Source organism: Paenarthrobacter sp. 10L420, assembly GCF_056395385.1.
The window spans coordinates 24,586-49,616 of record NZ_JBFTJK010000006.1 but is presented as its reverse complement, the minus strand read 5'-3'; the positions used below and the strand labels follow the sequence as shown (position 1 = coordinate 49,616).

At 62.2% G+C, this 25,031-nt stretch carries 24 protein-coding genes; 1 reads left to right on the top strand and 23 read right to left on the bottom strand.

All coding sequences use genetic code 11. The features are described 5' to 3' along the window. Positions 1-7: 7 nt before the first annotated feature. From gmk to pyrR, 9 genes are all read right to left on the bottom strand, one after another. Complete coding sequence (gene gmk / locus AC1DD5_RS11090) at positions 8-580, bottom strand: guanylate kinase (protein WP_442017748.1); 573 nt, start codon at positions 578-580, stop codon at positions 8-10. A 21-nt stretch (positions 581-601) separates the two neighbouring features. Then, positions 602-928, bottom strand: coding sequence for an integration host factor, actinobacterial type (mihF, locus tag AC1DD5_RS11085; protein ID WP_477519446.1), 327 nt, complete (start codon positions 926-928; stop codon positions 602-604). A 99-nt stretch (positions 929-1,027) separates the two neighbouring features. Further along, positions 1,028-1,912 carry an orotidine-5'-phosphate decarboxylase gene (gene pyrF / locus AC1DD5_RS11080; protein ID WP_477521467.1) on the bottom strand — a complete coding sequence of 295 codons (885 nt, stop codon included), beginning with the start codon at positions 1,910-1,912 and terminating at the stop codon, positions 1,028-1,030. Next, positions 1,905-5,213 carry a carbamoyl-phosphate synthase large subunit gene (gene carB, locus AC1DD5_RS11075; RefSeq protein WP_477519448.1) on the bottom strand — a complete coding sequence of 1,103 codons (3,309 nt, stop codon included), beginning with the start codon at positions 5,211-5,213 and terminating at the stop codon, positions 1,905-1,907. The genes pyrF and carB overlap by 8 nt, the downstream gene beginning before the upstream one ends. Continuing rightward, positions 5,213-6,463, bottom strand: coding sequence for a glutamine-hydrolyzing carbamoyl-phosphate synthase small subunit (gene carA, locus AC1DD5_RS11070; RefSeq protein WP_477521466.1), 1,251 nt, complete (start codon positions 6,461-6,463; stop codon positions 5,213-5,215). The genes carB and carA overlap by 1 nt, the downstream gene beginning before the upstream one ends. After that, entirely contained in the window at positions 6,444-6,965 is a 522-nt protein-coding gene (locus AC1DD5_RS11065; protein WP_442017744.1) for a PH-like domain-containing protein, read from the bottom strand. Before AC1DD5_RS11065 ends, carA begins: the two co-directional genes overlap by 20 nt. Beyond that, positions 6,965-8,320, bottom strand: coding sequence for a dihydroorotase (locus AC1DD5_RS11060; RefSeq protein ID WP_477521465.1), 1,356 nt, complete (start codon positions 8,318-8,320; stop codon positions 6,965-6,967). Before AC1DD5_RS11060 ends, AC1DD5_RS11065 begins: the two co-directional genes overlap by 1 nt. After that, entirely contained in the window at positions 8,320-9,348 is a 1,029-nt protein-coding gene (locus AC1DD5_RS11055) for an aspartate carbamoyltransferase catalytic subunit (RefSeq protein ID WP_477521464.1), read from the bottom strand. Before AC1DD5_RS11055 ends, AC1DD5_RS11060 begins: the two co-directional genes overlap by 1 nt. Beyond that, positions 9,345-9,929: a bifunctional pyr operon transcriptional regulator/uracil phosphoribosyltransferase PyrR gene (pyrR, locus tag AC1DD5_RS11050; RefSeq protein ID WP_477521463.1), complete on the bottom strand. Its 585-nt coding sequence runs from the start codon at positions 9,927-9,929 to the stop codon at positions 9,345-9,347. Before pyrR ends, AC1DD5_RS11055 begins: the two co-directional genes overlap by 4 nt. Before the next feature lie 156 nt (positions 9,930-10,085). Between pyrR and AC1DD5_RS11045 the strand changes: the two genes are divergently transcribed. Next, entirely contained in the window at positions 10,086-11,339 is a 1,254-nt protein-coding gene (locus tag AC1DD5_RS11045; protein WP_477521462.1) for a PrsW family intramembrane metalloprotease, read from the top strand. Positions 11,340-11,424: 85 nt separating this feature from the next. On the opposite strand, the gene nusB is transcribed toward AC1DD5_RS11045, so the two are convergent. From nusB to AC1DD5_RS10975, 14 genes are all read right to left on the bottom strand, one after another. After that, the gene (gene nusB / locus AC1DD5_RS11040; protein WP_216925562.1) at positions 11,425-11,835 is read right to left on the bottom strand and encodes a transcription antitermination factor NusB; all 411 of its coding nucleotides are present in this window, start codon (positions 11,833-11,835) and stop codon (positions 11,425-11,427) included. After that, positions 11,835-12,398 carry an elongation factor P gene (gene efp, locus AC1DD5_RS11035; RefSeq protein ID WP_011774957.1) on the bottom strand — a complete coding sequence of 188 codons (564 nt, stop codon included), beginning with the start codon at positions 12,396-12,398 and terminating at the stop codon, positions 11,835-11,837. Before efp ends, nusB begins: the two co-directional genes overlap by 1 nt. Positions 12,399-12,565: 167 nt before the next feature. Next, complete coding sequence (locus AC1DD5_RS11030; RefSeq protein WP_442005703.1) at positions 12,566-13,087, bottom strand: tetratricopeptide repeat protein; 522 nt, start codon at positions 13,085-13,087, stop codon at positions 12,566-12,568. Then, positions 13,084-14,175, bottom strand: a complete 1,092-nt coding sequence (gene aroB, locus AC1DD5_RS11025) for a 3-dehydroquinate synthase (RefSeq protein WP_477521461.1) — start codon at positions 14,173-14,175, stop codon at positions 13,084-13,086. The genes AC1DD5_RS11030 and aroB overlap by 4 nt, the downstream gene beginning before the upstream one ends. Continuing rightward, positions 14,172-14,726, bottom strand: coding sequence for a shikimate kinase (locus AC1DD5_RS11020; RefSeq protein WP_442005731.1), 555 nt, complete (start codon positions 14,724-14,726; stop codon positions 14,172-14,174). Before AC1DD5_RS11020 ends, aroB begins: the two co-directional genes overlap by 4 nt. Positions 14,727-14,737: 11 nt before the next feature. Beyond that, positions 14,738-15,937, bottom strand: coding sequence for a chorismate synthase (gene aroC, locus AC1DD5_RS11015; protein ID WP_442005705.1), 1,200 nt, complete (start codon positions 15,935-15,937; stop codon positions 14,738-14,740). 26 nt (positions 15,938-15,963) lie between these two features. Further along, a complete protein-coding gene (locus AC1DD5_RS11010) occupies positions 15,964-16,818 on the bottom strand; it encodes a shikimate dehydrogenase (protein WP_442017738.1) in 855 nt (284 codons plus the stop codon). Beyond that, positions 16,815-18,548, bottom strand: coding sequence for an endolytic transglycosylase MltG (gene mltG / locus AC1DD5_RS11005; RefSeq protein ID WP_477521460.1), 1,734 nt, complete (start codon positions 18,546-18,548; stop codon positions 16,815-16,817). Before mltG ends, AC1DD5_RS11010 begins: the two co-directional genes overlap by 4 nt. Then, the gene (ruvX, locus tag AC1DD5_RS11000) at positions 18,545-19,135 is read right to left on the bottom strand and encodes a Holliday junction resolvase RuvX (protein WP_477521459.1); all 591 of its coding nucleotides are present in this window, start codon (positions 19,133-19,135) and stop codon (positions 18,545-18,547) included. Before ruvX ends, mltG begins: the two co-directional genes overlap by 4 nt. Before the next feature lie 2 nt (positions 19,136-19,137). After that, a complete protein-coding gene (gene alaS, locus AC1DD5_RS10995) occupies positions 19,138-21,816 on the bottom strand; it encodes an alanine--tRNA ligase (RefSeq protein ID WP_477521458.1) in 2,679 nt (892 codons plus the stop codon). A 115-nt stretch (positions 21,817-21,931) separates the two neighbouring features. Continuing rightward, the gene (locus tag AC1DD5_RS10990) at positions 21,932-22,174 is read right to left on the bottom strand and encodes a DUF6167 family protein (RefSeq protein WP_442017734.1); all 243 of its coding nucleotides are present in this window, start codon (positions 22,172-22,174) and stop codon (positions 21,932-21,934) included. Between the two features lie 22 nt (positions 22,175-22,196). Next, positions 22,197-22,571, bottom strand: coding sequence for a DUF948 domain-containing protein (locus AC1DD5_RS10985; protein WP_442017867.1), 375 nt, complete (start codon positions 22,569-22,571; stop codon positions 22,197-22,199). A 134-nt stretch (positions 22,572-22,705) separates the two neighbouring features. Next, complete coding sequence (gene rpsD, locus AC1DD5_RS10980; RefSeq protein ID WP_216925553.1) at positions 22,706-23,326, bottom strand: 30S ribosomal protein S4; 621 nt, start codon at positions 23,324-23,326, stop codon at positions 22,706-22,708. Between the two features lie 167 nt (positions 23,327-23,493). Continuing rightward, positions 23,494-24,990: a replication-associated recombination protein A gene (locus tag AC1DD5_RS10975; protein ID WP_477521457.1), complete on the bottom strand. Its 1,497-nt coding sequence runs from the start codon at positions 24,988-24,990 to the stop codon at positions 23,494-23,496. Positions 24,991-25,031 lie beyond the last annotated feature (41 nt).

The window sequence follows — 25,031 nt, the reverse complement described above, 5'->3', positions numbered from 1 at the left end:
AGCGCTTTTAGCGCTCGTGCGGGGTTAGCCCCATGAGTGAAACAAGCTCGTCCGCTGCCCGGCGAACGTCGTCATTAATGACGGTGTGGTCAAACTCCGGTTCAGCAGCAAGTTCCAGTTTAGCGGTTTCCAGCCTGCGCTGCTGTTCCTCGGCAGTTTCGGTGCCGCGACCCACAAGCCGACGCACCATTTCTTCCCAGCTGGGCGGTGCCAGGAAGACGAACTTGGCATCCGGCACAGCCGCTTTTACCTGGCGTGCGCCCTGAAGATCGATCTCGAGCAGTACCGATTTTCCCTCCGCAATGGCAGCATTCACGGTACTCCGGAGCGTGCCGTACCGGTTCTGGCCGTGGACCACGGCCCACTCCAGGAGTTCGCCATCAGCTACCAGCGAGTCAAACTCTTCGGCGGACTTGAAGAAGTAGTGAACCCCATCCTTCTCGCCTGGACGCGCAGCGCGGGTGGTGGCGGAGACGGAAAGCCAGACCTCTGGATAGTTGTCCCTGATGTAGGTGGATACGGTTCCCTTGCCAACAGCAGTTGGGCCTGCGAGGACAGTCAGTCCAGGTTTCTTGCTCACGGATTCCTTCGGGGAGATGCGTCAAACGCTTTGCTGGGTGTCCATAAAATCTACCAGCGCCCGGGCCTGGTGAATTCCCAACCCCCTGATGCGCCGGGATCCGGCGATGCCTATCTCCGCCATGATCCCGGCCGCACGTACAGGTCCTATGCCTGGGAGGGCCTCCAACAGCTCCACCACCCGCATCCGCGCAATGGCTTCATCCGTAGTGCCTGAAGAGATCAGCTCAGCGATGCTCAGTTCACCGCGTTTGAGCCGCTCCTTGGCTGCGGCCCGCACAGCACGCGCCTTCGCAGCCTTATCCAAAGCATCGGAACGCTCCTGCGGTGTCAGCTCTTTCAGACCCACGGCCAAACCCCTGTCAGATCGGATTTGTGATTCACGTCACGCGAAACTGATCCTGAACCTACCGGCAGGCGGCAGGTTGCGCAATGAGGCGTCAGTGAATCATTCCGCCCGTAGCCCGTCGAGTGTTTCCTGGGTAACCGCCCGCAAGGCAGCCTTCGTTGGACCGGCGGCAAGGATGCCCCGGCTCGACGTAGCCAGCACTGTGGGATAGGCGACGCCGAACGTGGAGCGGAGATCCGCGGGCGTAGCACCCTGCGCACCCAGGCCAGGCGCCAGGATTGCTCCGCGGACCGGGCCGAGGTCGATGTCCAGATCTTCGAGTGCAGAACCGATGGTGGCGCCCACAACAAGTCCCACTGAACCCAGGACGCCCGCGTAGCGCTTGTTCTCGGCTGCGGCAGCAGTGACTATCCCGCGGGCGACGGAATTGCTTCCGCCAACGTGCTGGACAGACTTTCCCTCCGGATTGGATGTCAATGCGAGCACAAACACTCCCCTGCCATTTTGCGCAGCAAGGTCCAGTGCCGGACGCAGGGATTCGAAGCCCAAGTAGGGACTCAAGGTCACTGAATCTGCGGCCAGGGCTGAACCGTCACGCAGCCATGCATCTGCGTAGGCAGCCATGGTGGACCCGATATCACCGCGCTTGGCGTCGGCGATGCTCAGCACATCCGCCTCGGCAGCTGCGGCCAACGTCCGCTCCAGGACAGCCATGCCCGCCGAGCCGTGGCGTTCGTACAATGCCACTTGCGGCTTCACCGCGGCAGCGAGGGAAGCCACGGCCTCCACAACGCTGAGCGAGAAGCGCTCCAGCCCGGCGACGTCGTCGTTCAGTCCCCAGTCAGCCAGAAGCTGGGGATGAGGATCGATTCCGACGCACAGCGGACCGCGGCTGGCCATTGCGGCGGCCAGCCGGGAGCCAAATGACTCCCGGCCCGGCTGCTGCGCGTCCTGGGCCTCGTGCCCAACAACAGAGTCAGGCATTGACGGCGGCCTGTGATGCGCTCAGGTTGGCTGCGTGCTCCTGCAGGCTGGTGACCGACCACTCGTAGGTGCGAAGTGCCTCAATTGCCTGCACGGCTGCGTTGAACTCAGCCACAGTGGTGATGCAGGGAATGCCGATGGAGGTAGCCGCTGCCCGGAGCTCGTAGCCATCGCTGCGGGCTTCCCCACCGGACGGAGTGTTGAACACCATGTCGATCTCGCCGGCAATGACGAGGTCTGCGATAGTGCCTTCACCTTCGGCGCTGCTGCCCTCGGCCACCTTGCGGACCGGAGTCGCCTGGATGCCGTTGCGGCGCAGGACGTCAGCCGTGCCACCCGTGGAGACGATCTCGAAGCCAAGGTCCGAGAGGCGCTTGACGCCCATGATCACCGAGCGCTTGTCGCGGTTGGCTACCGAAACGAAGATCTTGCCTTCGGTGGGCAGCGCGTTGTTTGCGGCGGCCTGGCTCTTGGCGAATGCGGTATCGAAGTGCTTGTCGATACCCATGACTTCGCCCGTGGACCGCATTTCCGGCCCGAGCAGGGAGTCGACAACCTTGCCCTCCGGAGTACGGAAGCGGCTGAACGGCAGGACAGCTTCCTTGACGGCGACCGGAGCGTCCAGGGGCAAGGTGGAACCGTCACCGGTTTCCGGCAGCATCTTGTAGGCGCTGCGGAGCTGGTTGATGGTGACACCGGTACCGATCAGTGCGGCAGCCTTGGCCATCTGAACGCCAGTGGCCTTGGAAACGAACGGTACCGTACGCGAAGCACGCGGGTTCGCTTCAAGGACGTACAGGACGTCGGAGGCCAGCGCGAACTGGATGTTGATAAGGCCACGGACGCCCACGCCCTCAGCGATGGCCCGCGTTGCAGTGCGCACGCGCTCGATCACGTTGTTGCCAAGTGTGATCGGAGGAAGGACACAGGCCGAGTCTCCGGAGTGGATACCGGCCTCCTCGATGTGTTCCATGATGCCGCCGAGGTACATGTCGGTGCCGTCGAAGAGGGCATCGACATCGATTTCGACCGCGTCTTCCAGGAAGCGGTCAATCAGCACCGGGTGGTCCGTGGTGATTTCCGTGGCGTTGGCGATGTAGCGGGAGAGGTTTGCCTCATCGTAGACGATCTCCATCCCGCGGCCACCCAGGACATAGGACGGACGAACAAGCACGGGATAACCGATCTCGTCAGCGATCTTCTTGGCATCCTCGAAGGAAACGGCGGTCCCGTTCTTCGGGGAGGTCAGGCCCGCCTCGTCCAGGACACGGGCGAAGGCGCCACGGTGCTCTGCGAGGTCAATCGCCTCAGGAGAGGTGCCCAGGATCGGCACACCGGCGTCGGCAAGCTGCTGTGCAAGCTTCAGGGGCGTCTGGCCACCGAGCTGGACGAAGACGCCCATGACGCCACCGGTGCGCTCTTCAGCGGCGATGACCTCGAGGACGTCCTCAAGGGTCAGCGGCTCGAAGTAAAGGCGCGTGGAAACGTCGTAGTCGGTGGAGACGGTCTCGGGGTTGCAGTTGACCATGACGGTCTCGTAGCCGGCCTTGCGCAGCGCCATGGAGGCGTGGACGCAGGAGTAGTCGAACTCGATGCCCTGGCCAATGCGGTTGGGCCCTGAACCAAGGATGATGACGGAGGGCTTGGCGTGCAGGCCTACCTCATCTTCCTCGTCGTAGGACGAGTAGTGGTACGGGGTGTAAGCGGCAAACTCAGCGGCACAGGTGTCCACCGTCTTGTAGACCGGACGGATACCCAAGGCCTGGCGGACGCCGCGGACCACTGCCTCATTGTTGTGCGTCAAGGCACCGATCTGCTCGTCGGAGAAACCATGGCGTTTGGCGTTGCGCAGCATTTCCTCGGTGAGCACGCCAGCCTTGCGGATCTCCTGCGCGGTTTCGTTGAGGAGCTGCAGCTGGTCCAGGAACCAGGGATCGATCTTGGTGGCTTCGAAGAGGTCTTCCACCGTGGCGCCACCCAGGAGTGCGCGCTGCACCTGGTGCAGGCGGTCCGTCGTGGGGCGCTTGGCCTTCTCGATGAGCTCGGCAACCTCGTACTCCGGCACGGAGCTGAAGTCCAGCTGCGAGCCCTTCTGCTCCAGTGAACGAAGGGCTTTCTGCAGGGCTTCGGTGAAGTTGCGGCCCATGGCCATGGCTTCGCCAACGGACTTCATGGTGGTGGTCAGCGTGTTGTCGGCTGCCGGGAACTTCTCAAAGGCGAAGCGCGGCACCTTGACCACAACGTAGTCCAACGTCGGTTCAAACGATGCCGGCGTCTTCTGGGTGATGTCATTCGGGATCTCGTCCAGGGTGTAACCAAGGGAGAGCTTTGTGGCGATCTTGGCAATGGCGAAGCCGGTTGCCTTGGAAGCCAGCGCGGAGGAACGGGATACGCGGGGGTTCATCTCGATAACCACTACGCGTCCCGTAGCGGGGTCGATGGCGAACTGGATGTTGCAGCCACCGGTGTCCACGCCGACTTCGCGGATAACAGCGATGGAGACGTCCCGAAGCTTTTGGTACTCGCGGTCGGTGAGGGTCAGCGCCGGAGCAACCGTGATGGAGTCACCGGTGTGGACGCCTACGGGATCGAAGTTTTCGATGGAGCAAACAACAACGACGTTGTCGTTCTTGTCGCGCATCATCTCAAGCTCGTATTCCTTCCAGCCGAGAATGCTCTCTTCGAGCAGGACCTCGGTGGTGGGGCTGTACTGGAGCCCCTGGCCGACGATGCGGCGGAGGTCGTCCTCGTTGTAAGCCAAGCCTGAGCCCAAGCCACCCATGGTGAAGGACGGGCGGACCACCATGGGGTAGCCGAGGTCTTCGGCCGCAGCGAAGGCTTCGTCCATACTGTGAATGATGTGGCTGCGGGCCGACTCGGCGCCACAACGCTCAACGACGCCCTTGAACTTCTCGCGGTCTTCTCCGAGCTCAATGGCAGCAATGTTTGCGCCAATGAGTTCCACGTTGTACTTCTCCAGCACACCGTTCTTGTCCAACGCGATGGCAGTGTTCAGAGCCGTCTGGCCACCCAAGGTGGGCAGGATAGCGTCCGGACGTTCCTTGGCGATGATCTTCTCAACAACCTCGGGCGTGATGGGCTCGACGTAGGTGGCGTCGGCGAACTCGGGGTCCGTCATGATCGTGGCCGGGTTGGAGTTCACGAGGATGACGCGGAGGCCTTCCTCCTTGAGGACGCGGAGAGCCTGGGTACCGGAGTAGTCGAACTCGGCTGCCTGGCCGATGACGATGGGGCCGGAACCGATGACAAGGACGCTCTTGAGATCTGTACGCTTGGGCATTACTTCTTGTCCTCAGTCTTGGATTCGGTGGAGTTGGCGGCGCCGGCGGTGGCCGATTTGGTTTCGGCCATGAGGTCGATAAAGCGGTCGAAGAGGTACGCAGCATCGTGCGGGCCAGCCGCAGCTTCAGGGTGGTACTGGACCGAGAACGCCGGGATGTCCAGGCAGGCAAGGCCTTCAACGACGTCGTCATTCAAGGAGACGTGGCTGACTTCCACGCGGCCGTAACGCTCCTCGGGGGCGACCGTGGCACCGTTCAGCGGCGCGTCGACGGCGAAGCCGTGGTTCTGCGAGGTGATTTCAACCTTGCCCGTGCGGCGGTCCATCACCGGCTGGTTGATGCCGCGGTGGCCGTAGCGGAGCTTGTAGGTTCCAAAGCCGAGGGCACGGCCCAGGATCTGATTGCCGAAGCAGATGCCGAAGTAGGGCAGTTTCTCGTCCAGCACCGAACGCAGGAGTGAGACCTGGTGGTCTGCGGTGGCAGGGTCACCGGGCCCGTTGGACATGAAGAAGCCGTCCGGATTGACCGCGTTGACCTCCTCCAGGGTGGACGTCGCCGGCAGGACATGCACACGCACGCCGCGCTCCGCGAAGCGGACCGGGGTCATTGCCTTGATGCCGAGGTCGACGGCGGCGATGGAGAACCTGGGCTCGCCATCCCAGCCGTGGTCCTTGGGTTCCACGACGTACGCCTCATCAATGGACACCTCTTCAGCCAGCGCCGCGCCTTCCATGGGGGCGCTTGCCAGCACGGCGTTCAGGAGCTCCTTGTCCGATGCCTGGGCGGCCTCGCCCGAGAAGATGCCTGCGCGCATGGTCTTGTGCTCGCGGAGGTGCCGGGTGATGGCACGGGTGTCGACGCCCTGGATGCCCACGATGCCTTGCTCCACGAGTTCATCATCGAGACTGCCTTCCGAACGCCAGTTGGAGGGGCGGCGGGCAGCGTCGCGCACAATGTACCCTGCCACCCAGATGCGGCGGGACTCAGCGTCTTCGCTGTTGACGCCCGTGTTGCCGATGTGGGGTGCTGTCTGCACCACGAGCTGGCGGGCATATGAGGGATCGGTGATGGTCTCCTGGTAGCCGGTCATTCCGGTGGCGAAGACGGCCTCACCGAGGGCCGTTCCCTGGGCGCCGTAGCTGCGGCCGCGGAACATGCGGCCGTCTTCCAGCACCAGTACTGCTGCGGAGGGGGTGGGTGTGGTGGCTGCTTTACTGTCCGTCACTTTATTACTTTCCACTATCGGCATCTGCCTGAGGGGCTGCGGAGATCAATTCTTGAATGGCTTCGAGGAGGAGCTCTTTGTCGGCTGCATGCCTGGTCCGGAATCCGGTATCCAGTTCCTTGCCGCCCAGCTTCCAGCTGACGACCAGGAGTCCGTCTTTTTCCACGAACTTCCCGGCCATGCCGGCTGCTTGGCGGCTGTCAGCCACTGCGGCGCGCGGGATGAACACCGGGGCGGCGCCCGAGCGGTCGAACAAGATGCCTTCAGTATGGATGCTCAGTTCCGCATTGGTGCGGAGTCCGAGGCCTTGCACTGCGATCCGGTCCAGCCAGTCACCTGCCGTGGTAGTGGCAACGTACTGGCCCTCCGCTACTACCGTGGCCGGTGTCAGCTGCTGCGGCACCTCGGGGAGGCGTTCGACGTCGGCTTGTCGCCTGAGCCTGTTCCGCCACCCCAGCCAGATCATCATCAGGACGACGATGATCAACGGCACCGTGATGAGCACGGTGAGTGTCTGGTTGCTCATCAGCTACCGCTGACTGCCCCGGCGGCATCCGGGGTTGGGTAGTTTCCGGCGTACCGGTACGGGGTGTTGAGCTTGCCGTTGAGAACCGTTGGGTGGCCCTTGAAGAAGGTTGCCACCACGGATCCGGGCAGCTCTTTGCCCTTGAACGGTGAATTGCGGCCCATGGTGGCCATCTTATGGGGGTCGACCGTCCAACGCGCAGCCGGGTCCACCAGGATGACGTTGGCGGGCTCGCCTTCCTCCAACGGGCGGCCCTGGTCCGCCACGCGGCCGATAACTGCCGGCGTGAAAGAGGTGACCCTGGCGAAGTCGGCCCACGTCATGAGTCCGGTTTCGATCATCGTCTCCTGGACAACAGACAATGCCGTTTCCAGGCCAGTCATGCCCATGGCCGCCTGGGCCCATTCGCATTCCTTGTGCTCGCTGGGGTGCGGGGCGTGGTCCGTGCCGACAACATCGATCGTGCCGTCAGCCAGGCCTTCACGGAGCGCCTGGACGTCCGCATCCGTACGCAGCGGCGGGTTGACCTTGTACACGGGATCGTAGCTGCGGACCAGTTCGTCGGTGAGGAGCAGGTGGTGGGGCGTGACCTCGGCCGTGACGTTGATCCCGCGGGCCTTGGCCCAGCGGACAATTTCGACAGATCCAGCGGTGGAGACATGGCAAACGTGGAGGCGGGAACCCACATGCTGCGTGAGCAGGACGTCGCGGGCAATGATGCTTTCCTCTGCCACGGCCGGCCAACCCGCAAGACCCAGCACCGCCGAGACGGCGCCTTCATTCATCTGTGCCCCGGCGGTAAGGCGGGGTTCCTGCGCGTGCTGGGCCACCACGCCGTCGAACGCTTTGACGTACTCCAACGCTCGGCGCATCAGCACGGGATCGTGCACACAAATGCCGTCGTCGGAGAACATCCGCACCTGGGCGCGGGAATCCGCCATCGCACCGAGCTCCGCAAGTTGCTCACCGGCCAGGCCCACCGTGACAGCGCCAACGGGACGCACGTCCACCCAACCGGATGCCCGGCCGAGGCTGTGGACCTGCTCGACGACGCCCGCCGTGTCAGCAACGGGGTTGCTGTTGGCCATGGCGTGAACGGCCGTGAAGCCACCCAGGGCTGCGGCACGAGTGCCGGTCTCGACCGTTTCAGCATCCTCGCGGCCCGGTTCGCGCAAGTGCGTGTGGACGTCAACCATGCCGGGGAGGGCAACCAGGCCCGTTCCGTCGATCACTGTGGCGGCCTCGTCAGAGAGGCCCTTGCCGCGGGCGGCGATGATGCCATCCCGGATCAACAGGTCTTCAACTTCGCCGCCGAGAATGGCGGCCCCGCGGATCAGGTACGTGTTCTCGGCCATCAGTTGCTCTCCTTGGTGGGCTGGCTTACAGCGTGGGTGGTGGCTGCCGTTGCAGCGGTTGCTTCGCGGGAATCCCCGGAGAGCAGCAGGTAAAGGGCGGCCATGCGCACTGAAACACCGTTCCGCACCTGTGCAAGCACTGTTGAGCGGGGTGAATCGGCGGCGGCCGAGGAAATTTCCAGGCCACGGTTCATGGGGCCGGGATGCATGATGATGGTGTCTTTCATGCCAAGGTCATCCAGTGCCCGAAGCCGGGCGTCATCGAAACCCCAGCGGCGTGAGTACTCACGGGTGGACGGGAAGAACGAGGCATGCATGCGCTCACCCTGGACTCGCAGCATCATCATGGCGTCGACGCCCGCCTCCAGCGTTTCGTCCAGGTTGTAGCTGACCTTGCAAGGCCAGTGCTCGACGCCGATCGGCAGCAGTGTGGGTGGCGCAACCAACGTGACCGCGGCACCGAGCGTGCGAAGCAACCAGACGTTGGACCGGGCCACGCGTGAATGCAGGACATCTCCGACGATCGCCACACGCATGCCTCGAAGGTCCGCCCCTGTGGACTTCGTCCCGTTGAGCTGGGACCAGTGGCGCCGCATCGTGAACGCATCCAACAGCGCCTGCGTGGGGTGTTCGTGGGTGCCATCGCCTGCGTTGATCACTGCGGCGTCGATCCAGTCCGTGGCAGCAAGCCGGTGCGGAGCGCCCGAAGCCCAGTGGCGGATGACAACCGCATCGGCGCCCATGGCGGCCAGCGTCTGCGCAGTGTCTTTCAGGGACTCACCCTTGGACACGGAAGAGCCCTTGGCGGCGAAGTTGATGACATCGGCCGAAAGCCGCTTTGCTGCGGCTTCGAAGGAAATCCGGGTCCGGGTGGAGTCCTCGAAGAAGAGGTTCACTACCGTGCGACCCCGGAGTGCGGGGAGCTTCTTGACCTCGCGGTCCCCCACGGCCGACATTTCCTCGGCGGTGTCCAGGACCCGGATGGCGTCGAAAGCGCTGAGGTTCTCAGTGGAGAGGAGGTGCTTCATTTGCCGGCCTCGATTACTACTTCGTTGACCGGAACGCCGTCTACCGAGTCGATTTCCTCAAGGTGGACGCGGACTTTTTCCGCGGAGGAAGTTGGTAGGTTCTTGCCTACATGGTCCGCGCGGATGGGAAGCTCACGGTGACCCCGGTCAACCAGGACTGCCAGGCGGACAATCCTGGGACGGCCAAGGTCCACCAGGGCATCCAGCGCTGCCCTGATGGTGCGGCCGGAATACAGGACGTCGTCGATGAGGACAACAACTTTGTTGTCGATGCCAGACAGTGGCAAGCGCGTGTGGTGGGGTGGCCTGGTGGGCTGATGCGAAAGATCGTCACGGAACATGGTGACGTCGAGTTGGCCGACGATCGTTTCCGCGTTGATACTGGGGTCAGCGGCAGCGATCTTGTTGGCGAGTCGCACGGCCAAGGGATAACCGCGGCTGGGAATGCCCAGGAGAACAAGGTCCTGGGAGCCTTTATTGGCTTCGAGGATCTCATGGGCGATACGAGTCAGCGCACGATCGATATCCGCTTGGTTGAGGACAACCCGCGACGGAACCTGCGCTGAAGTGACTTCAGTCATTCGCTCGTCTCCCCTTTCCCCGCCTCACGGGACGGAATTAAAAAAGGAATATTTGCCTTCCAAAACTACCACAGCGCAAACTGGCAGCCTCACCGGGCGGCGGACGAGGCGGTGAGTTAAAGCTCACAGTCAAGGCTGTGGAATAGGCTCTAGGCCATGAGCAGCAACCATCCTGGACACCCCGGCGGACACCAACCCTACCCGCGGCCCTACCTGGAACCGGCAGCCAATCCAACGTGGATCGGGCGGGTACAGCCCGGAAACTACCAACCAGCCCCCGGGAACCCCGGCGACCTTCCCCAGCAGACCTGGGCGGCTCCACCGGCATCCCGGGGACGCCGGTCGCCGGGCACACTCCCCCTGCTCCTGGCGGGCGCCATATTAGTCCTCGGCAGCCTTCTCCTGGTGGTTCCGTTCCTGCTGGGCAATACAGGAATCGCCGGCTTCGTGATCGGGTTCATCGCCTCCCTGATCCCGTTGTCGGTAGTGCTGCTGACCGTGCGGCTCATTGACCGTTGGGAGCCGGAACCGAAAAGGCTGCTCTGGTTCGCTTTCACGTGGGGAGCCGCAGTTTCGATTGCCGGAACCCTGTTAATCCAGCCCCTCTTCGCCTTGGCAGCCCCTACCACCAGCGAAGAAGCATTCACATACTTCATGGCCACGGTCCAGGCTCCCATCGTGGAGGAATTCACCAAGTCGCTAGGCCTATTGCTTCTCATCCTTGGTGCCCGGAAGTACTTCGATGGCCCCGTGGACGGTGTCGTCTTTGCTTTTACCATCGCCGCCGGCTTCGCCTTCACGGAGAACATCCTCTACTTCGGCCGTGAGATCGCGTCATCATCGGAGCCCGGCACGGACCTTGTCCGCATCTTCATCCTGCGTGGGGTTATGTCACCCTTCGCACATGCCATTTTCACGGGAACAACCGGCCTCATCATGGGATTCGCCGCCCGGAGGTGGCATTCCGGCTATGCAGTCCTGGCCTTCGTCATCGGCCTCCTGCCGGCCATGTTCCTGCACAACAGGTGGAACAGCATGGGCCAGGACTTCCTGCTGGACTACTTTGTGGTGCAGGTGCCAATCTTCCTGATCGCGGCCCTCGGCATCATTTTCCTGCGCATTGCCGAAGGCAAACTCACGCGCCAGCGGCTCCTCGAATATGCCAGGGCCGGATGGTTTACGCCTGCCGAAGTTGAAATGCTGGCAACATCCCAAGGAAGACGACATGCCCTTCGGTGGGCGGCCTCCAGTGGTCGCGCCGCACAGATGCGCGCATTCATCAAGGGTGCCACGGCCTTGGCGTTCACGCGCCAACGCATCCTCAGCGGCCGCGATGTGCTCGTTCATCAGCAGGATGAACTTGACCATCTTCGTGCGATTCCAGCGCTTCGGGCGGCTGTGCTGCACTAGGAGCTTGAGCACGCTTAACTAGGAGCTTGAGCACGCTTAAAGAGAAGGACCCGCATCCTGAATGGATGCGGGTCCGGCGGTGCACTTAGGCGAGAAGCGACGGCTTGAGCTTCTGGAGCCGGCCAAGCAAGCCGTTGATGAAGGCCGGTGATTCGTCCGTGGACATCGTCTTGGCGAGGGCCACAGCTTCGCTGACAGCCACTCCGTCCGGGACTTCGTCGTTGTAGAGGAGTTCCCAAGCGCCAATGCGGAGGATGATGCGGTCTACCGAAGGCATCCGCTCCAGTGTCCAGCCCTGGGCATAGGTCTGCAGGAACTCATCGATAGTTGGCTGCATGGAGACGACACCCTCAACGATTTCCATCGTGTAAGGATTGATGACGAGATCCGTCTTCTCCCGACGCGCCTTGAGCGCGTCAAAAGCCGAAACGGAGCGCTGCTCCGCCTCGAAAAGTACTTCAAGTGCCCTGCTACGGGCTTTACCGCGTGCGCTCACTAGTCGTTGACCCGGCCCAGGTAGCTGCCGTCGCGGGTATCAACCTTGACTTTGGTACCCTGCTCCACGAACAGCGGAACCTGGATTTCGTAGCCGGTTTCCACGGTCGCAGGCTTGGTGCCTGCCGAGGAGCGGTCGCCCTGGAGGCCGGGCTCGGTGTAGGTGATTTCGAGAACGACGCTCGGCGGCAACTCGATGTACAGCGGCGTGCCTTCGTGGATGGCGATGTTCACCATCTGGTTCTCAAGCATGAAGTTTGTGGCGTCGCCGACCGTGGCACCGGAAACGGTGATTTGGTCGTAGTCCTGGGTGTCCATGAAGACGAAGTCTTCGCCATCCTGGTACAGGTACTGGTAGTCACGGCGGTCAACCGTAGCGGTCTCGATCTTCAGTCCGGCGTTGAAGGTCTTGTCAACCACCTTGCCGGACATGACATTGCGCATCTTGGTGCGAACGAAAGCGCCACCCTTGCCCGGCTTGACGTGCTGGAACTCAATGATGTTCCAGAGCTGGCCCTCGAGCTTCAGTACGGTTCCGTTCTTGATGTCGTTTGTGGTTGCCACTCGTATCCTCTGGTTTCTCTCACTGGTTCTAGCTACGGTTTCTAGCTTCCAGCCGGGTATGCCAGCCAGCACGCCAAAAGGCGTGCCAGCGCGTATTTATCAAAAATCCAAGAACCATTCTACCGTCAAATGCACAGTGGCTTGCCTACGGGTGGTTTCGCCCGGGATCAGGACGCGAGTTCCAGCACATCCCTGGCCCGCTGGAGGGCCACCGCAGAGGAGTAGATCAGTGCGGCATCGGCAGCCTTGGCAACCCTTAGGTCCAGTGCCTTGGCGAACTCCTCGGATGCTGCCAGCGCATTTCCGCTGACGAAATATGCCCGGCCTAAATACTGGTGGACGATCGCTTCCTTGGAAGTACCTTGGACTTCCTGCAGCAGCTGGCGGAACAGTTGGATGGCACGATCCAGGCGATTGGTGGCCCGGTGGACTTCGGCTTCAAAAATCCGCAATCGGAAGGATTCCGGGTCCTTGTAGCGTGCCTCAGCGAGCAGTTCCGCCGCTTCCTTGGGCTGGTTTTCCAGCAGCAGCGCCATGATCCGGTCCGCAGGGTCTTCCGAAGCCGCCAACGCAGACTCCAGTGCGTCTTCGTTGACGATGACGGGCAGCAAAGTATCGGGGTTCGTGCGGACGCCCGGGAATCCGCCGGTTGGCCAGTCGCTGACGCCTTCTCTGAGGGCGGTCATCATGAAGCAATCTCCTGGTAGGCGGCAAACAACAGGGAGGTATCCGGGACGTCCAGAATGCCGGGCTTGGCTACGCCATCCAGGACAACAAAGCGCAGGAGGTCCCCACGGGACTTCTTATCGCGCCGCATTCCGTCCAGCAGGCCTTGCCAGCGGTCCTTGCGGTAGGTGATAGGGAGGCCAAGGCTCTCAAGGATGGTGCGGTGCCGATCGGCGTCGGCGTCCGAGAGACGTCCAACGCTCCGGGCCAATTCCGCAGCGAACATCATGCCTACCGACACGGCCGCGCCATGGCGCCACGAGTAGCGCTCCACGAGTTCAATGGCATGGCCCAGGGTATGTCCATAATTCAGGATCTCGCGCAGCCCGGATTCCTTGAGGTCCTGGGAGACGACGTTGGCTTTGACCGCAATGGCACGCTCGATGAGTTCACGGACAACGTCCGATTCCGGGTCCATCACTGCGTCCGTGTTCTTTTCAATGAGGTCAAGGATCGCGGGATCGGCGATGAAGCCGCACTTGATGACCTCTGCCATTCCAGAAATCAGCTCGTTCCTGGGCAAGGTCTTCAGTGTGTCCAGATCCGCCAGAACAGCCGCGGGAGGATGGAATGATCCCACCAGGTTCTTGCCTTCGGCGGTGTTGATACCTGTTTTGCCGCCAACTGAGGCATCCACCATGCCCAACAGGCTGGTGGGCATGTGGATGACTTTGACTCCGCGAAGCCACGTGGCAGCAACGAATCCAGCGAGGTCGGTCACCGCGCCGCCACCTACGGCCACGATGGCGTCCGAGCGCGTGAAGTCGTTCTGACCCAGTACCTGCCAGCAGAAAGCGGCAACCTGTATGTGCTTGCCTTCTTCGGCATCCGGGATCTCGGCCGTCAGTGCGGTGAAGCCGGCAGCTTCGAGCTCATCGCGGACGGTGTCACCGGTCAGGCGAAGAGCGCGTGGGTGAATGACAAGCACGCGTCGAACCCGCTCGCCAAGTTTGGCGGGAAGGGATTGCAGGAGGCCACGGCCCACCACAACGTCGTAATTTTCAGCGGTTGATTGGCCGGTCACCTTGATGACAGTTGCTTCGTTGCTCACTTTTCAACTTCCTCTTTCAAGGCTGCATGCTGGCGCAGCCGCTCCTCCAGGTGGAGGCCGATTTCAGCCACGGATCCTGAACGGACATCCAGGACGATGTCTGCAAGACGCTCATATACAGGACGCCTGGTGGCAAACAGGGCCTCCCAACGGGACATTGCGTCGCCCTGCAGCAGGGGCCTTCCAGTATTTCGCGCGATCCTGTCCGCAACGGTGGAGGCGTCGCATTCCAGGTAGACCACGGTGCACTCCCCCAGCAATTGCTGGGTTCCCGAGTCCAGAACGGCTCCGCCACCGAGCGAAATCACCGCGGGCTGTTGTTTGGCGGCCTCGATGGCCTTCGCCACTGCCCGGGCCTCAATTTCACGGAAGGCGTGTTCTCCCCGACCAGCGAAGATGTCCGCGATGCTGCCGTGCGCGGCAACGACAACCGCATCCGTGTCCACAAAAGGAACGCCGAGCTGCTGGGCAAGTTGCTGGCCGATCGCAGACTTGCCAACTGCCATAGGGCCCACCAGGACAACGGGACGGCCAGCGCAGCCGCCCTGGATCGTGCGGCCCACTACCGGCCGACCGAGTCCAGGGTTGCCGGGATGTTGTCCAGGTAGCTCTGCAGGTTACGCATGGTCTCGGCAACAGAATCACCGCCGAATTTTTCGGCAATGGCTTCTGCGAGGACAAGAGCCACCATCGCCTCTGCTACTACGCCCGCTGCTGGAACTGCACAGACGTCCGAACGCTGGTGATGCGCCTTGGCTGGCTCGCCGGTGCTGACGTCAATGGTGCGGAGTGCGCGGGGAACCGTGGCAATTGGCTTCATGGCGGCCCGGACGCGCAGGACTTCGCCAATGCTCATGCCACCCTCAATGCCGCCGGCGCGGTTGGTCTGACGAATGATTTTACCGTTCTCATCCTTAAGGATTTCGTCATGCGCTGCGGAACCGCGGCGGGCAGCGGTGAGGAAGCCGTCACCAACCTCCACGCCCTTGATGGCCTGAATACCCATCAGAGCTGCGGCCAGACGGGAATCGAGGCGACGGTCCCAGTGGACGTAGCTGCCCAATCCAGGGGGAAGTCCGTAGGCAAGGACCTCAACCACGCCTCCAAGGGTTTCGCCTTCCTTGTGGGCGGCATCCACCTCGGCGACCATTGCATCCGATGTTTCGCGGTCGAAGCAACGCAGGGGATCAGCGTCAAGGGCGATGACGTCCTTGGGCAGAGGCAACGCCTTGCCCTCGGGTACGGTGACGCTGGCGATGGAAACGGTGTGACTGACCAACTCCACGCCCAGTTGCTTCAGGAACTGGGCGGCAACGGTACCGAGCGCAACACGGGTGGCGGTCTCGCGCGCACTGGCGCGCTCAAGGACCGGACGGGCTTCGTCAAAGCCGTACTTCTGCATGCCGGTGAAATCGGCGTGCCCGGGACGTGGGCGCGTCAGCGGGGCATTGCGGGCCTGGTCGGCAAGGACTTCAGGGTCCACGGGATCAGCAGACATGATCTGCTCCCACTTTGGCCATTCGGTGTTGCCCACCTGAATGGCAACGGGACCACCCTGGGTGATGCCGTGACGTACGCCACCGAGGATGGTGACTTCATCCTGCTCAAACTTCATGCGGGCGCCACGTCCATAGCCCAGGCGACGACGCGCCAAAGCATCACGGATTTGCCCGCTGGTGAGTTCAACACCGGCGGGCACGCCTTCAACAATTCCGATCAGAGCCGGACCATGGGATTCACCGGCAGTCAACCAACGCAACATATAACCAATCCTGCCATGTAAGGCCTCTAGAACACTCGCCGGGGAAGCCCAACTGAGTCGCACATCACATCTATGACGGAGGCGTCAACGTCACAGCCACTGAACTGCCGGATCTGCTCTGCTGCTTGGTACATCAGCATTTCGAGCCCCGGAACCACCGCTCCCCCATGTGCGTGCCAAACCTCGGCGAGGCGGCTCGGCCAAGGGTCATATGCGACGTCAAGCAAAACACCCGCCGCCGTTCCCGGCAGGGCAGAGAGTTCCTCCGCCAGGGCATCGGCCGCACGCGGTGGAAAGGTGGAGATGATCAGCCCGGAGGAAGCAACGGCCGTAGCCGCCTCGGTGAGGGGGCGGAGACGCAGGGAAATCCCGACGGCGGCAGCGGCGGCTTGCGCGTCAAGGGCACGTGCGGTGTCCCGCACGAAAACGTCGACATGATCGGCACCGAGCTCGCGCACAGCAGCAATCGCGGCTGCCGAGGTACCTCCACCGCCAAGAACAGCAGCATGCGGTGTCGAAGCGATTCCCGCGTAACGAACTGCTTCCACGATGCCTTCGACATCAGTGTTGTAGCCGATCCGGCGAACCGATCCGGCGTCGTTCTCGAAGACGACCGTGTTGATAACACCCAGGTGGGCGCCAGCACCACGAACCTCATCGACTTCCCTGACCATGGCCGATTTCAAGGGCATGGTTACCGAAAGCCCGCACCACGATGCGTCCCCGCGGAGGGAGTCCATGAACGCCGGAAGCCTGTCAACCGTCAGGTCGATTGCCGAGTATTCGATGTCCACACCGAGCTTGGCATAGGCAGCGGTGTGCATCGCCGGGGATTTCGAATGTGAGATCGGGTGCCCGAGGACCGCGGCGCGACGACTCACACGCACCGTCCGGCGTTTGCCTGGCACCACGCGTTGTACTGCTCAACGTAAGTGCTGTGTTCGGCCAGCGTCTTGGAGAACTTGGTCTCCTTGGTGTCCAGGTTGATGGTCACCCAATACAGGTAATCGTTTTGCGTCGGTTTAGCCGCTGCATCGATTGCCGTCTTGCCCGGGGAACCAATCGGGCCTGCGGGAAGCCCTGGATTTGCGTAGGTGTTGTAGGTGTTGGACTTGTCAGCCTTCTCTTCGTCCGTGAGGTGGAAGGACTTCTTGCCCAGACCATAAGTGACAGTGGCGTCTGACTGGATGAGCCCGTTGGTCTCCGTGTTGTTGGGCTTAAGGCGGTTATAAATCGCGCCGGCGACATTTCCGTAGTCGGCCTGGCCGCCCTCCGCCTGGACGATGCTGGCGATGGTTACGGTGTCGTACTGCTTGGCCGGATCCGTAATTCCTTGGGCCTTGAGCTCATCAAGAGTGCTGGAGACCAGCTTCTGGATGATGTCCTTACCCGATGTGCCCAGTGGGAAGCGATACTCTCCGGGAGCCAGGAAACCCTCCAGGTTCTTGGCCTTTGCAGGCACCCCGAATTGTCCCGGTGCCTGGTTGAAGCCATTGAGCTGGGCCATGGGAATACCCGAGCCCTTGGAGATTGCCTCCAACGACTCGGTGATCCGCAGGCCTGCACTCAAGGCGAAGTAGATCACCTTGGAAGCGTCCTTGTTGACGAGGACCGCAACGGCGTCGGAGTTTTTCATCTCGGTACGGAAGGTGAATTCCCCGGGCGAGAGTTCCCCGCCCTCGGTGACGAATTCCTTGACGAAGGAATCGGCGTCTGCCACGACGTGATTTTCCACCAGGGCTGTTGCCACCGCCTTGGGGCCGGCGCCTTCCGGCACCGTAATGCTGACAGAGCCTGTCCCGGGACCGGGGTAATCAGTGACTTTGTCCATGCCAAGGAGGGGCTTGAGGAATTGCGCCCCGATCGCAATGGCAGCAACAAAGACTCCCAGCGTAATCAGCAACGCAAGGACACGACGGCGACGCCGCGCCTTCTTGGCCGCAGCTTTGGACGACGCCGTAACTTCTACTGGAGCGATGAGGTGGTGGTGCTCGTCATGAAGCTCGTCATGAACCTCGTCATGAAGCTCCATGTGCCCTTCGTGGGCTTCGTAATCATAGTCCGGTGCATGTTCTGCAAACGCATGATCGTCCACGTGGACAGAGCCTTCGTGGACTGAGCCTTCGTGGACACCGTAATGGTGTTCGTTGGTATGACCGGCATAGACGTGTGCAACGGCAGGGACCGGAAGGGCATCATCATGGTGCTCCTCTTCCGGAAGTGCAGGATCCACGTGCTCACTGGGAGATGGCGTCGCAATTGCCGGTGCTGCCTCCGGAACGGGCGGTAAGGCCTCCGGAACAGGAGGAGTTACGACTGTCTGCACGGGTTCAGGCGCAGCCGGTGCAGGCGCAACCGGTTTAGGCGTAGCGGGTTCAGGTGCAACCGGTGCAGGCGCAGCAATTGGCTTGGGAACCGCGGGAATGGGGCGCGGCAGTTCAGGCTCAACATCCGCCGAAGGCGCTGCTTCCCCCGGGGTCGCTTCAGGAACGGGTACGACGTTCTGGTTCTGCGTGGCGAGGAATCGTTCCCGCGCCCGCAGTTCCTTGCGGGTCAGCGGCATGCCGCCGCCGGCGGTTCCGCTGGAGGGGTCGTTGTTGACCGGGCTCACAGTTGCAGTCCCCTCGTAGAAGAATCTGGTTCAGGGCCGGAGGAAGCCTGCAGCGTTGGGGCACTGCTGGACGTGTTGGACTGCGCCGGTACTTTTACGCGGCGGCCAACGTCCGTTCCTCTGGCTTTTTGCATGTCGATCGCGTGCTGAAGTATTCCAGCAGCGGCAACCTGATCAACCACTTTACGGTGGTTCTTGCTGCTCATGCCAGCTTCGTGCAGGTTGCGGTGCGCCGTAACAGTGGAAAGACGCTCATCTACGAGGTTCACGGGAACGTCCAAACCGGCGCGGGCGAGCTCGCCCGCCAGCAGTTCGGCGTACTCCGTTGCCATCTGCGCCGAGCTTCGTTCCTCACCCTTCATGGTCTTTGGAAGGCCCACGAAAATCTGCACGGCCCGCATTTCCGCAGCCTGTTTAACCACCACACGAACATCGGAGTTCTTCTTGGCGTCACGGCCCACTGTCTTGAAAGGCGTGGCCAGGATTTCGTCGGGGTCGCAAATGGCCAGCCCAACCCTGACGGTGCCGACGTCTACCCCCAGCTTGATGCCGTGGGGGTAGACGCCGCTGTTCGTACTGGAATTCACCGTTAACGCTTGGCTATCGCATCCACCACCGCTGTGAGGGCCTCAGAGACCTTCCCAGCGTCGGTGCCGCCACCTTGAGCGACATCGTCCTTGCCGCCGCCGCCACCGCCAAGGATGCCTGCAGCAAGACGGACCAGTGCTCCGGCCTTCACGCCGGCTTCACGGGCAGCTTCGTTCGTGGCAATCAAAATGACGGGCCGATCATTGCTGACACCTGCAACTGCCACAGCGGCGGCTTCGGAGCCCAGACGGTTGCGGAGGTCCAGGGCAAGGTTCCGAAGGTCGTCTGCTCCACCTACCTGGCCGGCATCGTGGGCCACAACCCGCACACCCGCGGCGTCCTTGGCGGTACCCACCAGGTTGGCGGCTGCTGCAGCCAACTGCTCCTTGCGAAGGCGGTCGAGTTCCTTCTCCGTTGCCTTCAACTTGTTCAAGGTGCTGGAGATGCGGTCCGCGAGCTGGCCGGAGGGAACCTTCAGCAGTTCTGTGAGTTCCGTAACCAGTGCACGCTCGGCGGCCAAGTGTCGGAAGGCGTCCAAGCCCACGAAGGCCTCCACACGGCGGTTTCCCGAACCGACGGACTGCTCACCCAACAGGGAAAGGCTGCCAATAAGGGAAGTATTGGACACGTGGGTGCCACCACAAAGCTCGCGGGACCAAGCGCCGTCGATCTCCACCACACGTACTTCACTGCCGTAGTTCTCGCCGAACAGTGCCATGGCGCCCAGCGCCTTGGCTTCGGCCAATCCCATGACCTTGGTGTCCACGCGATAGTTGTTCCGGATGGCGATGTTGGAAACCTCTTCAATTTCGGATCGCGTGGCGGGGCTCAGGCCCTCACCCCAGGCGAAGTCGAAGCGGAGGTAGCCGGCCTTGTTGTAGGAACCACGCTGGGTAGCTTCCGGGCCCAGGATCTGGTGCAGCGCGGCATGCACAATGTGCGTACCAGTGTGCGCCTGCTCAGCTGCGTGACGCCGTTCACGGTCGACGGCGGCGCGCACCAGGGCATCGGTGGCGATCTCGCCTTCCCGGACGATTGCCTTATGGACGCTGAGGCCCTTGACCGGGCGCTGGACGTCCAGGACCTCGACGACGAATCCGTCGCCGGTGATCAGGCCGGTGTCGGCCGACTGTCCACCGGCTTCTGCGTAGAATGGCGTCTCATTGAGGACCACTTCGATTTCGTCGCCCGTGGAGGCGTGTGCCACCCGCTGACCGGCGCTGAGGATGCCGCGCACCTTGGACTCGCCATCAAGCTCGTCATAGCCGGTGAAGGTGGTCTCACCCTCACCCAGCATTTCCTGGTAGGCGCTGAGGTCGGCGTGGCCACCCTTCTTGCCCTTGGCATCTGCCTGTGCGCGCTGACGCTGTTCAAGCATCAGCGAGCGGAAGCCTGCTTCGTCCACCTTGAGGCCGGCTTCTTCAGCCATTTCCAAGGTGAGGTCTATCGGGAATCCATAGGTGTCATGGAGCGCAAAAGCGTCAGCGCCGGACAAGGGAACGCCTGCAGCCTTGGATTCGGCCACTGCATCCTCCAGGCGTGCCGTACCAGAAGCAATGGTGCGCAGGAACGCCTTTTCTTCGGCATAGGCGATACGGCTGATGCGTGCGAAGTCCGTCTCCACTACCGGGTAGACACCCTTCATGGCGTCGCGGGAAGCGGGAAGAAGGTCCGGCAGGCAGGCCCGCTCAACACCGAGCAGGCGCATCGCACGGACGGCCCGGCGGATCAGACGGCGCAGGACATAGCCGCGGCCTTCGTTGGACGGTGCCACGCCGTCGGCAATGAGCATCAGGGCCGAACGGATGTGGTCTGCAACAACGCGCATGCGGACGTCGTCAGTGTGGTGTGGGTCATCAGCTGACTCTGCAGAGGTGTACTCCCGGCCGGAGAGCTCAGCAGCTTTGTCGATGACAGGACGGACCTGATCGGTCTCATACATGTTCTCAACGCCCTGGAGGATCATCGCAAGACGTTCCATGCCCAGGCCGGTGTCGATGTTCTTGTTCGGGAGTTCGCCTACGATGTCGAAGTCCACCTTGGAACGGACATTTTCGATCTGGTACTGCATGAACACGAGGTTCCAGATTTCGATGTACCGGGTCTCGTCAGCGAGGGGTCCGCCTTCTATACCGTAGGCGGGGCCACGGTCATAGTAGATCTCGGAGCACGGGCCAGCCGGGCCGGGCTGGCCGGTGTGCCAGTAGTTGTCGGATTTGCCCATGCGTTGAATGCGGTCAGCCGGGATGGCGGTGTTCTTGAGCCACAGTTCCTTGGCTTCGTCGTCTTCTTCATAGACGGTCACCCAGATGCGTTCGGCCGGAAGCCCATAGCCGCCGTCGTCAACGCTCTTGGTGAGAAGCTCGAAGGCGAACTTGATGGCATCTTCCTTGAAGTAGTCACCAAAGGAGAAGTTGCCGCACATCTGGAAAAACGTGCCGTGCCGGGCCGTTTTACCGACTTCCTCGATGTCGCCGGTGCGGATGCACTTCTGGACGCTGGTGGCGCGCTGGTAGGGCGGCTCTTCGCGCGCGGTCAGATAAGGAATGAATGGGACCATGCCGGCCACAGTGAAGAGAAGTGACGGGTCGCTTGAAACGAGCGACGCGGAGGGAACGGCGGTGTGGCCCTTGCTGACAAAAAAGTCCACCCAGCGCTTGGTGATCTCCTGCGACTTCATTAGCTGATTACTTACCCTTCTCAATTCACTGCACACGTTGTGCGCGGAACCGGCTGTTGCCCTTCCGCAGCTTTCCATTCTGCCCTGTTGCGGGCGCGGGAGCGAACCGTGTTCGCTAGCGCCGGCCGGCGTTGGGGTTGTTATCCGTACTTGTAATGCCCAACGCGGCCCTCAAGTCCTCTTCCCGTTCATGCATGCCTGACCGTACAGCGTCGGCGAAATCGAACATGCCATCGGCCAGGCGGCCAACCGCGCGATTCAGGCCATCGGGGCCGATGTTGGCCTGGGCCTGGGTGACTTTGCGGAAGGCGATAACGCCAATGGCGACGCCAATGCCCATCCATACAATTCTTTTCATGTGTTCCGGGTCTCCAATTGGTTCAGCGGCTGCGGCGGCCGGAGGACGGAGCGCGACGGCCGGCGAAAGCCGAACGGACACCATAACTGAAAGCTGCAACCTTGATCAGCGGCGAACCAACAGTCGCAGCCACCAGGGAGGTCAAAGCGGAAATGTTCGCCGATGCGTCGGAGACATTCGAGGCGATGCCGTCGACTTTTTTCAGTTGCTGGTTGGTAGTGGAAACCGTTGCGGTTACTTCGTCCATGAGGGGCGTCGCCCCGTCGCTGATGGATCGGATGGTGGTGCGCACTTCGTCAAAGACGCCACCGAGCTTCAAGATAGGCACGGCCAACAGCAGGACCAGGAGTGCGAAGACTCCTGCTGCTATCAGGCCGGCGATGTCGCCACCAGACATAGAATTCATCTCCTAGATTGTTGCGCTGCCCTTCACGGCCGGAATCCGGCTTCGGCCAAGGCCTCCCCAGTACCTTATACAAAAAGAAAGCCCGCGGCGTGTGCCACGGGCTTCCTTGTAAGCGCTGCTTGAATTTAGCGAGCGTAGAATTCGACGACGAGCTGCTCTTCACAGATCACGGGGACCTCAGAGCGCTTCGGGCGGCGAACCAGGCGGGCCTGCAGGGCGTCGAGCTTGACGTCCAGGTATGCCGGCACGTTGTTCAGGGCGTGGGCACCAGCAGCTGCGACCTGGAACGGAGCCATGACCTCGGAGCGGCTGTGAACGTGGATGAGCTGGCCTTCGCCAACGCGGAAGGACGGGCGGTCCACGCGGATGCCGTCAACCATGATGTGGCGGTGCACAACGAGCTGGCGGGCCTGTGCGATGGTGCGGGCGAAGCCTGCACGCAGTACCAGGGCGTCCAGACGCATTTCGAGCAGCTCAACCAGGTTTTCACCGGTGAGGCCCTTGGTGCGGCGTGCTTCTTCGAAGGCACGGGTCATCTGGGCTTCGCGGATGCCGTACTGGGCGCGCAGACGCTGCTTTTCGCGCAGACGTACGGCGTAGTCGGAGTCCTGCTTCTTGCGGGCACGGCCGTGCTCACCGGGGCCGTACGGGCGGCGCTCCATGTACTTGGCGGCCTTGGGGGTCAGAGCAATGCCGAGTGCACGCGAAAGGCGTGCGGTACGGCGAGCACGAGTGTTGTTAGCCACTTGTGTCCTTCCAAATTACTGCGGTGTGTCAGTGTTACTGGCCTCCATCAGGGAGAGCATCGGCCAACCGCTGCCTTTTGCTACTGGTCCGCGGCACAGCTCCATTGAAGGAATCTTCAAAGGGATTGTGCGTCGGGTCATGCCAGACAAGCAACTATCCTACCACGCTACTGTCCCCGGATGATCTTCCGGAGCCGTTCCAGCCTGACGGCTATATCGCGTTCGGCGCCGTTGTTGGTTGGCTCGTAGTAGTCCTTTCCCACCAGGTCATCCGGCGGGTACTGCTGAGTTGCCACTCCATGCGGTTCATCGTGCGCGTACTTGTAGCTCTTGCCATGTCCCAATTGTTTGGCACCTGGATAGTGCGCATCGCGCAGGTGCATGGGGATGCCCCCGCCGAAACCGGCACGGACATCGGCAACCGCTTTGTTCAGGCCCATGTATGCCGCATTCGACTTGGGTGCGGTGGCAAGGTGGACTACAGCTTCAGCCAGGACAATCCGGCCTTCGGGCATCCCTATCAACTGGACGGCCTGCGCGGCTGCCACAGCTGTTTGCAACGCCGTGGGATCAGCCATGCCGATATCTTCCGCAGCGGAGATGACGATGCGCCGTGCCACGAACCTCGGGTCCTCCCCCGCCTCCAGCATCCGCGCCAGGTAGTGAAGGGAGGCATCAACGTCCGAGCCCCTGATCGACTTGATGAACGCACTGGCGACGTCGTAGTGCTGGTCGCCAGCCCGGTCATAACGGACAGCAGCGGCGTCCAAAGCACGCTCAGTATGCCTGAGTTCCACCAGCACCGGAGCGTCCGGGGCGCCGTCGCCGGCAAGTCCGGGTTCGCCGTCGTCCGTGACATTGGTCCCGTCGGTTTCGACGTCCCCTTCGTCGACGGTTGAGACGGCATCCTTGTCTCCGAACGCGACGCCGGCCGCAGCTTCCAAGGCAGTCAGGGCCCTTCGGGCGTCACCTCCGGAGAGCCGCACCAAATGATCCAAAGCCTCAGGGCTGAGTTCCACGCGGCCGGCAAGGCCACGGGCATCGGCAACAGCCCGCTGCAGCAGCCCGGCAACATCGTCATCCGTCAGCGGCTTCAACGTCAGCAGAAGTGAGCGGGACAGCAGTGGCGATACCACTGAGAACGACGGGTTCTCGGTGGTGGCCGCCACCAGGACCACCCACCGGTTTTCAACGCCAGGCAACAGCGCGTCCTGCTGCGCCTTGTTGAAACGGTGGATTTCATCAAGGAACAGGACGGTGGTCTTCTTGTACAGGTCCCGCGCGGTCAAAGCCTCATCCATCACCCGCCGAACGTCTTTCACACCAGCAGTAATGGCGGACAGTTCCACGAACTTCCGCCCCGGCCCGCGGGCAATGACATGCGCCAGCGTGGTCTTCCCGGTGCCCGGAGGCCCCCACAGAATGACGGAGCTCGGCCCGGCCGGCCCCGCAGCTTCTGCACCGGCGGCGAGCTGCCGAAGCGGGGAACCGTGACCCAGCAGATGCTGTTGGCCCACCACGTCATCCAGGGTCCGGGGCCGCATCCGAACTGCGAGGGGGCTCCGCTGGGACGCCATCCATCCGGCGTCGGAGGCTCCTCCGGCGGCAGGCAGATCCTCCGACTCGTCGTCGTTGTTTGCACCGGCACCAAAGAGATCTTCCACATGGATAGGCTACTCATAGTTCCAACAAAGGAGACATCGAC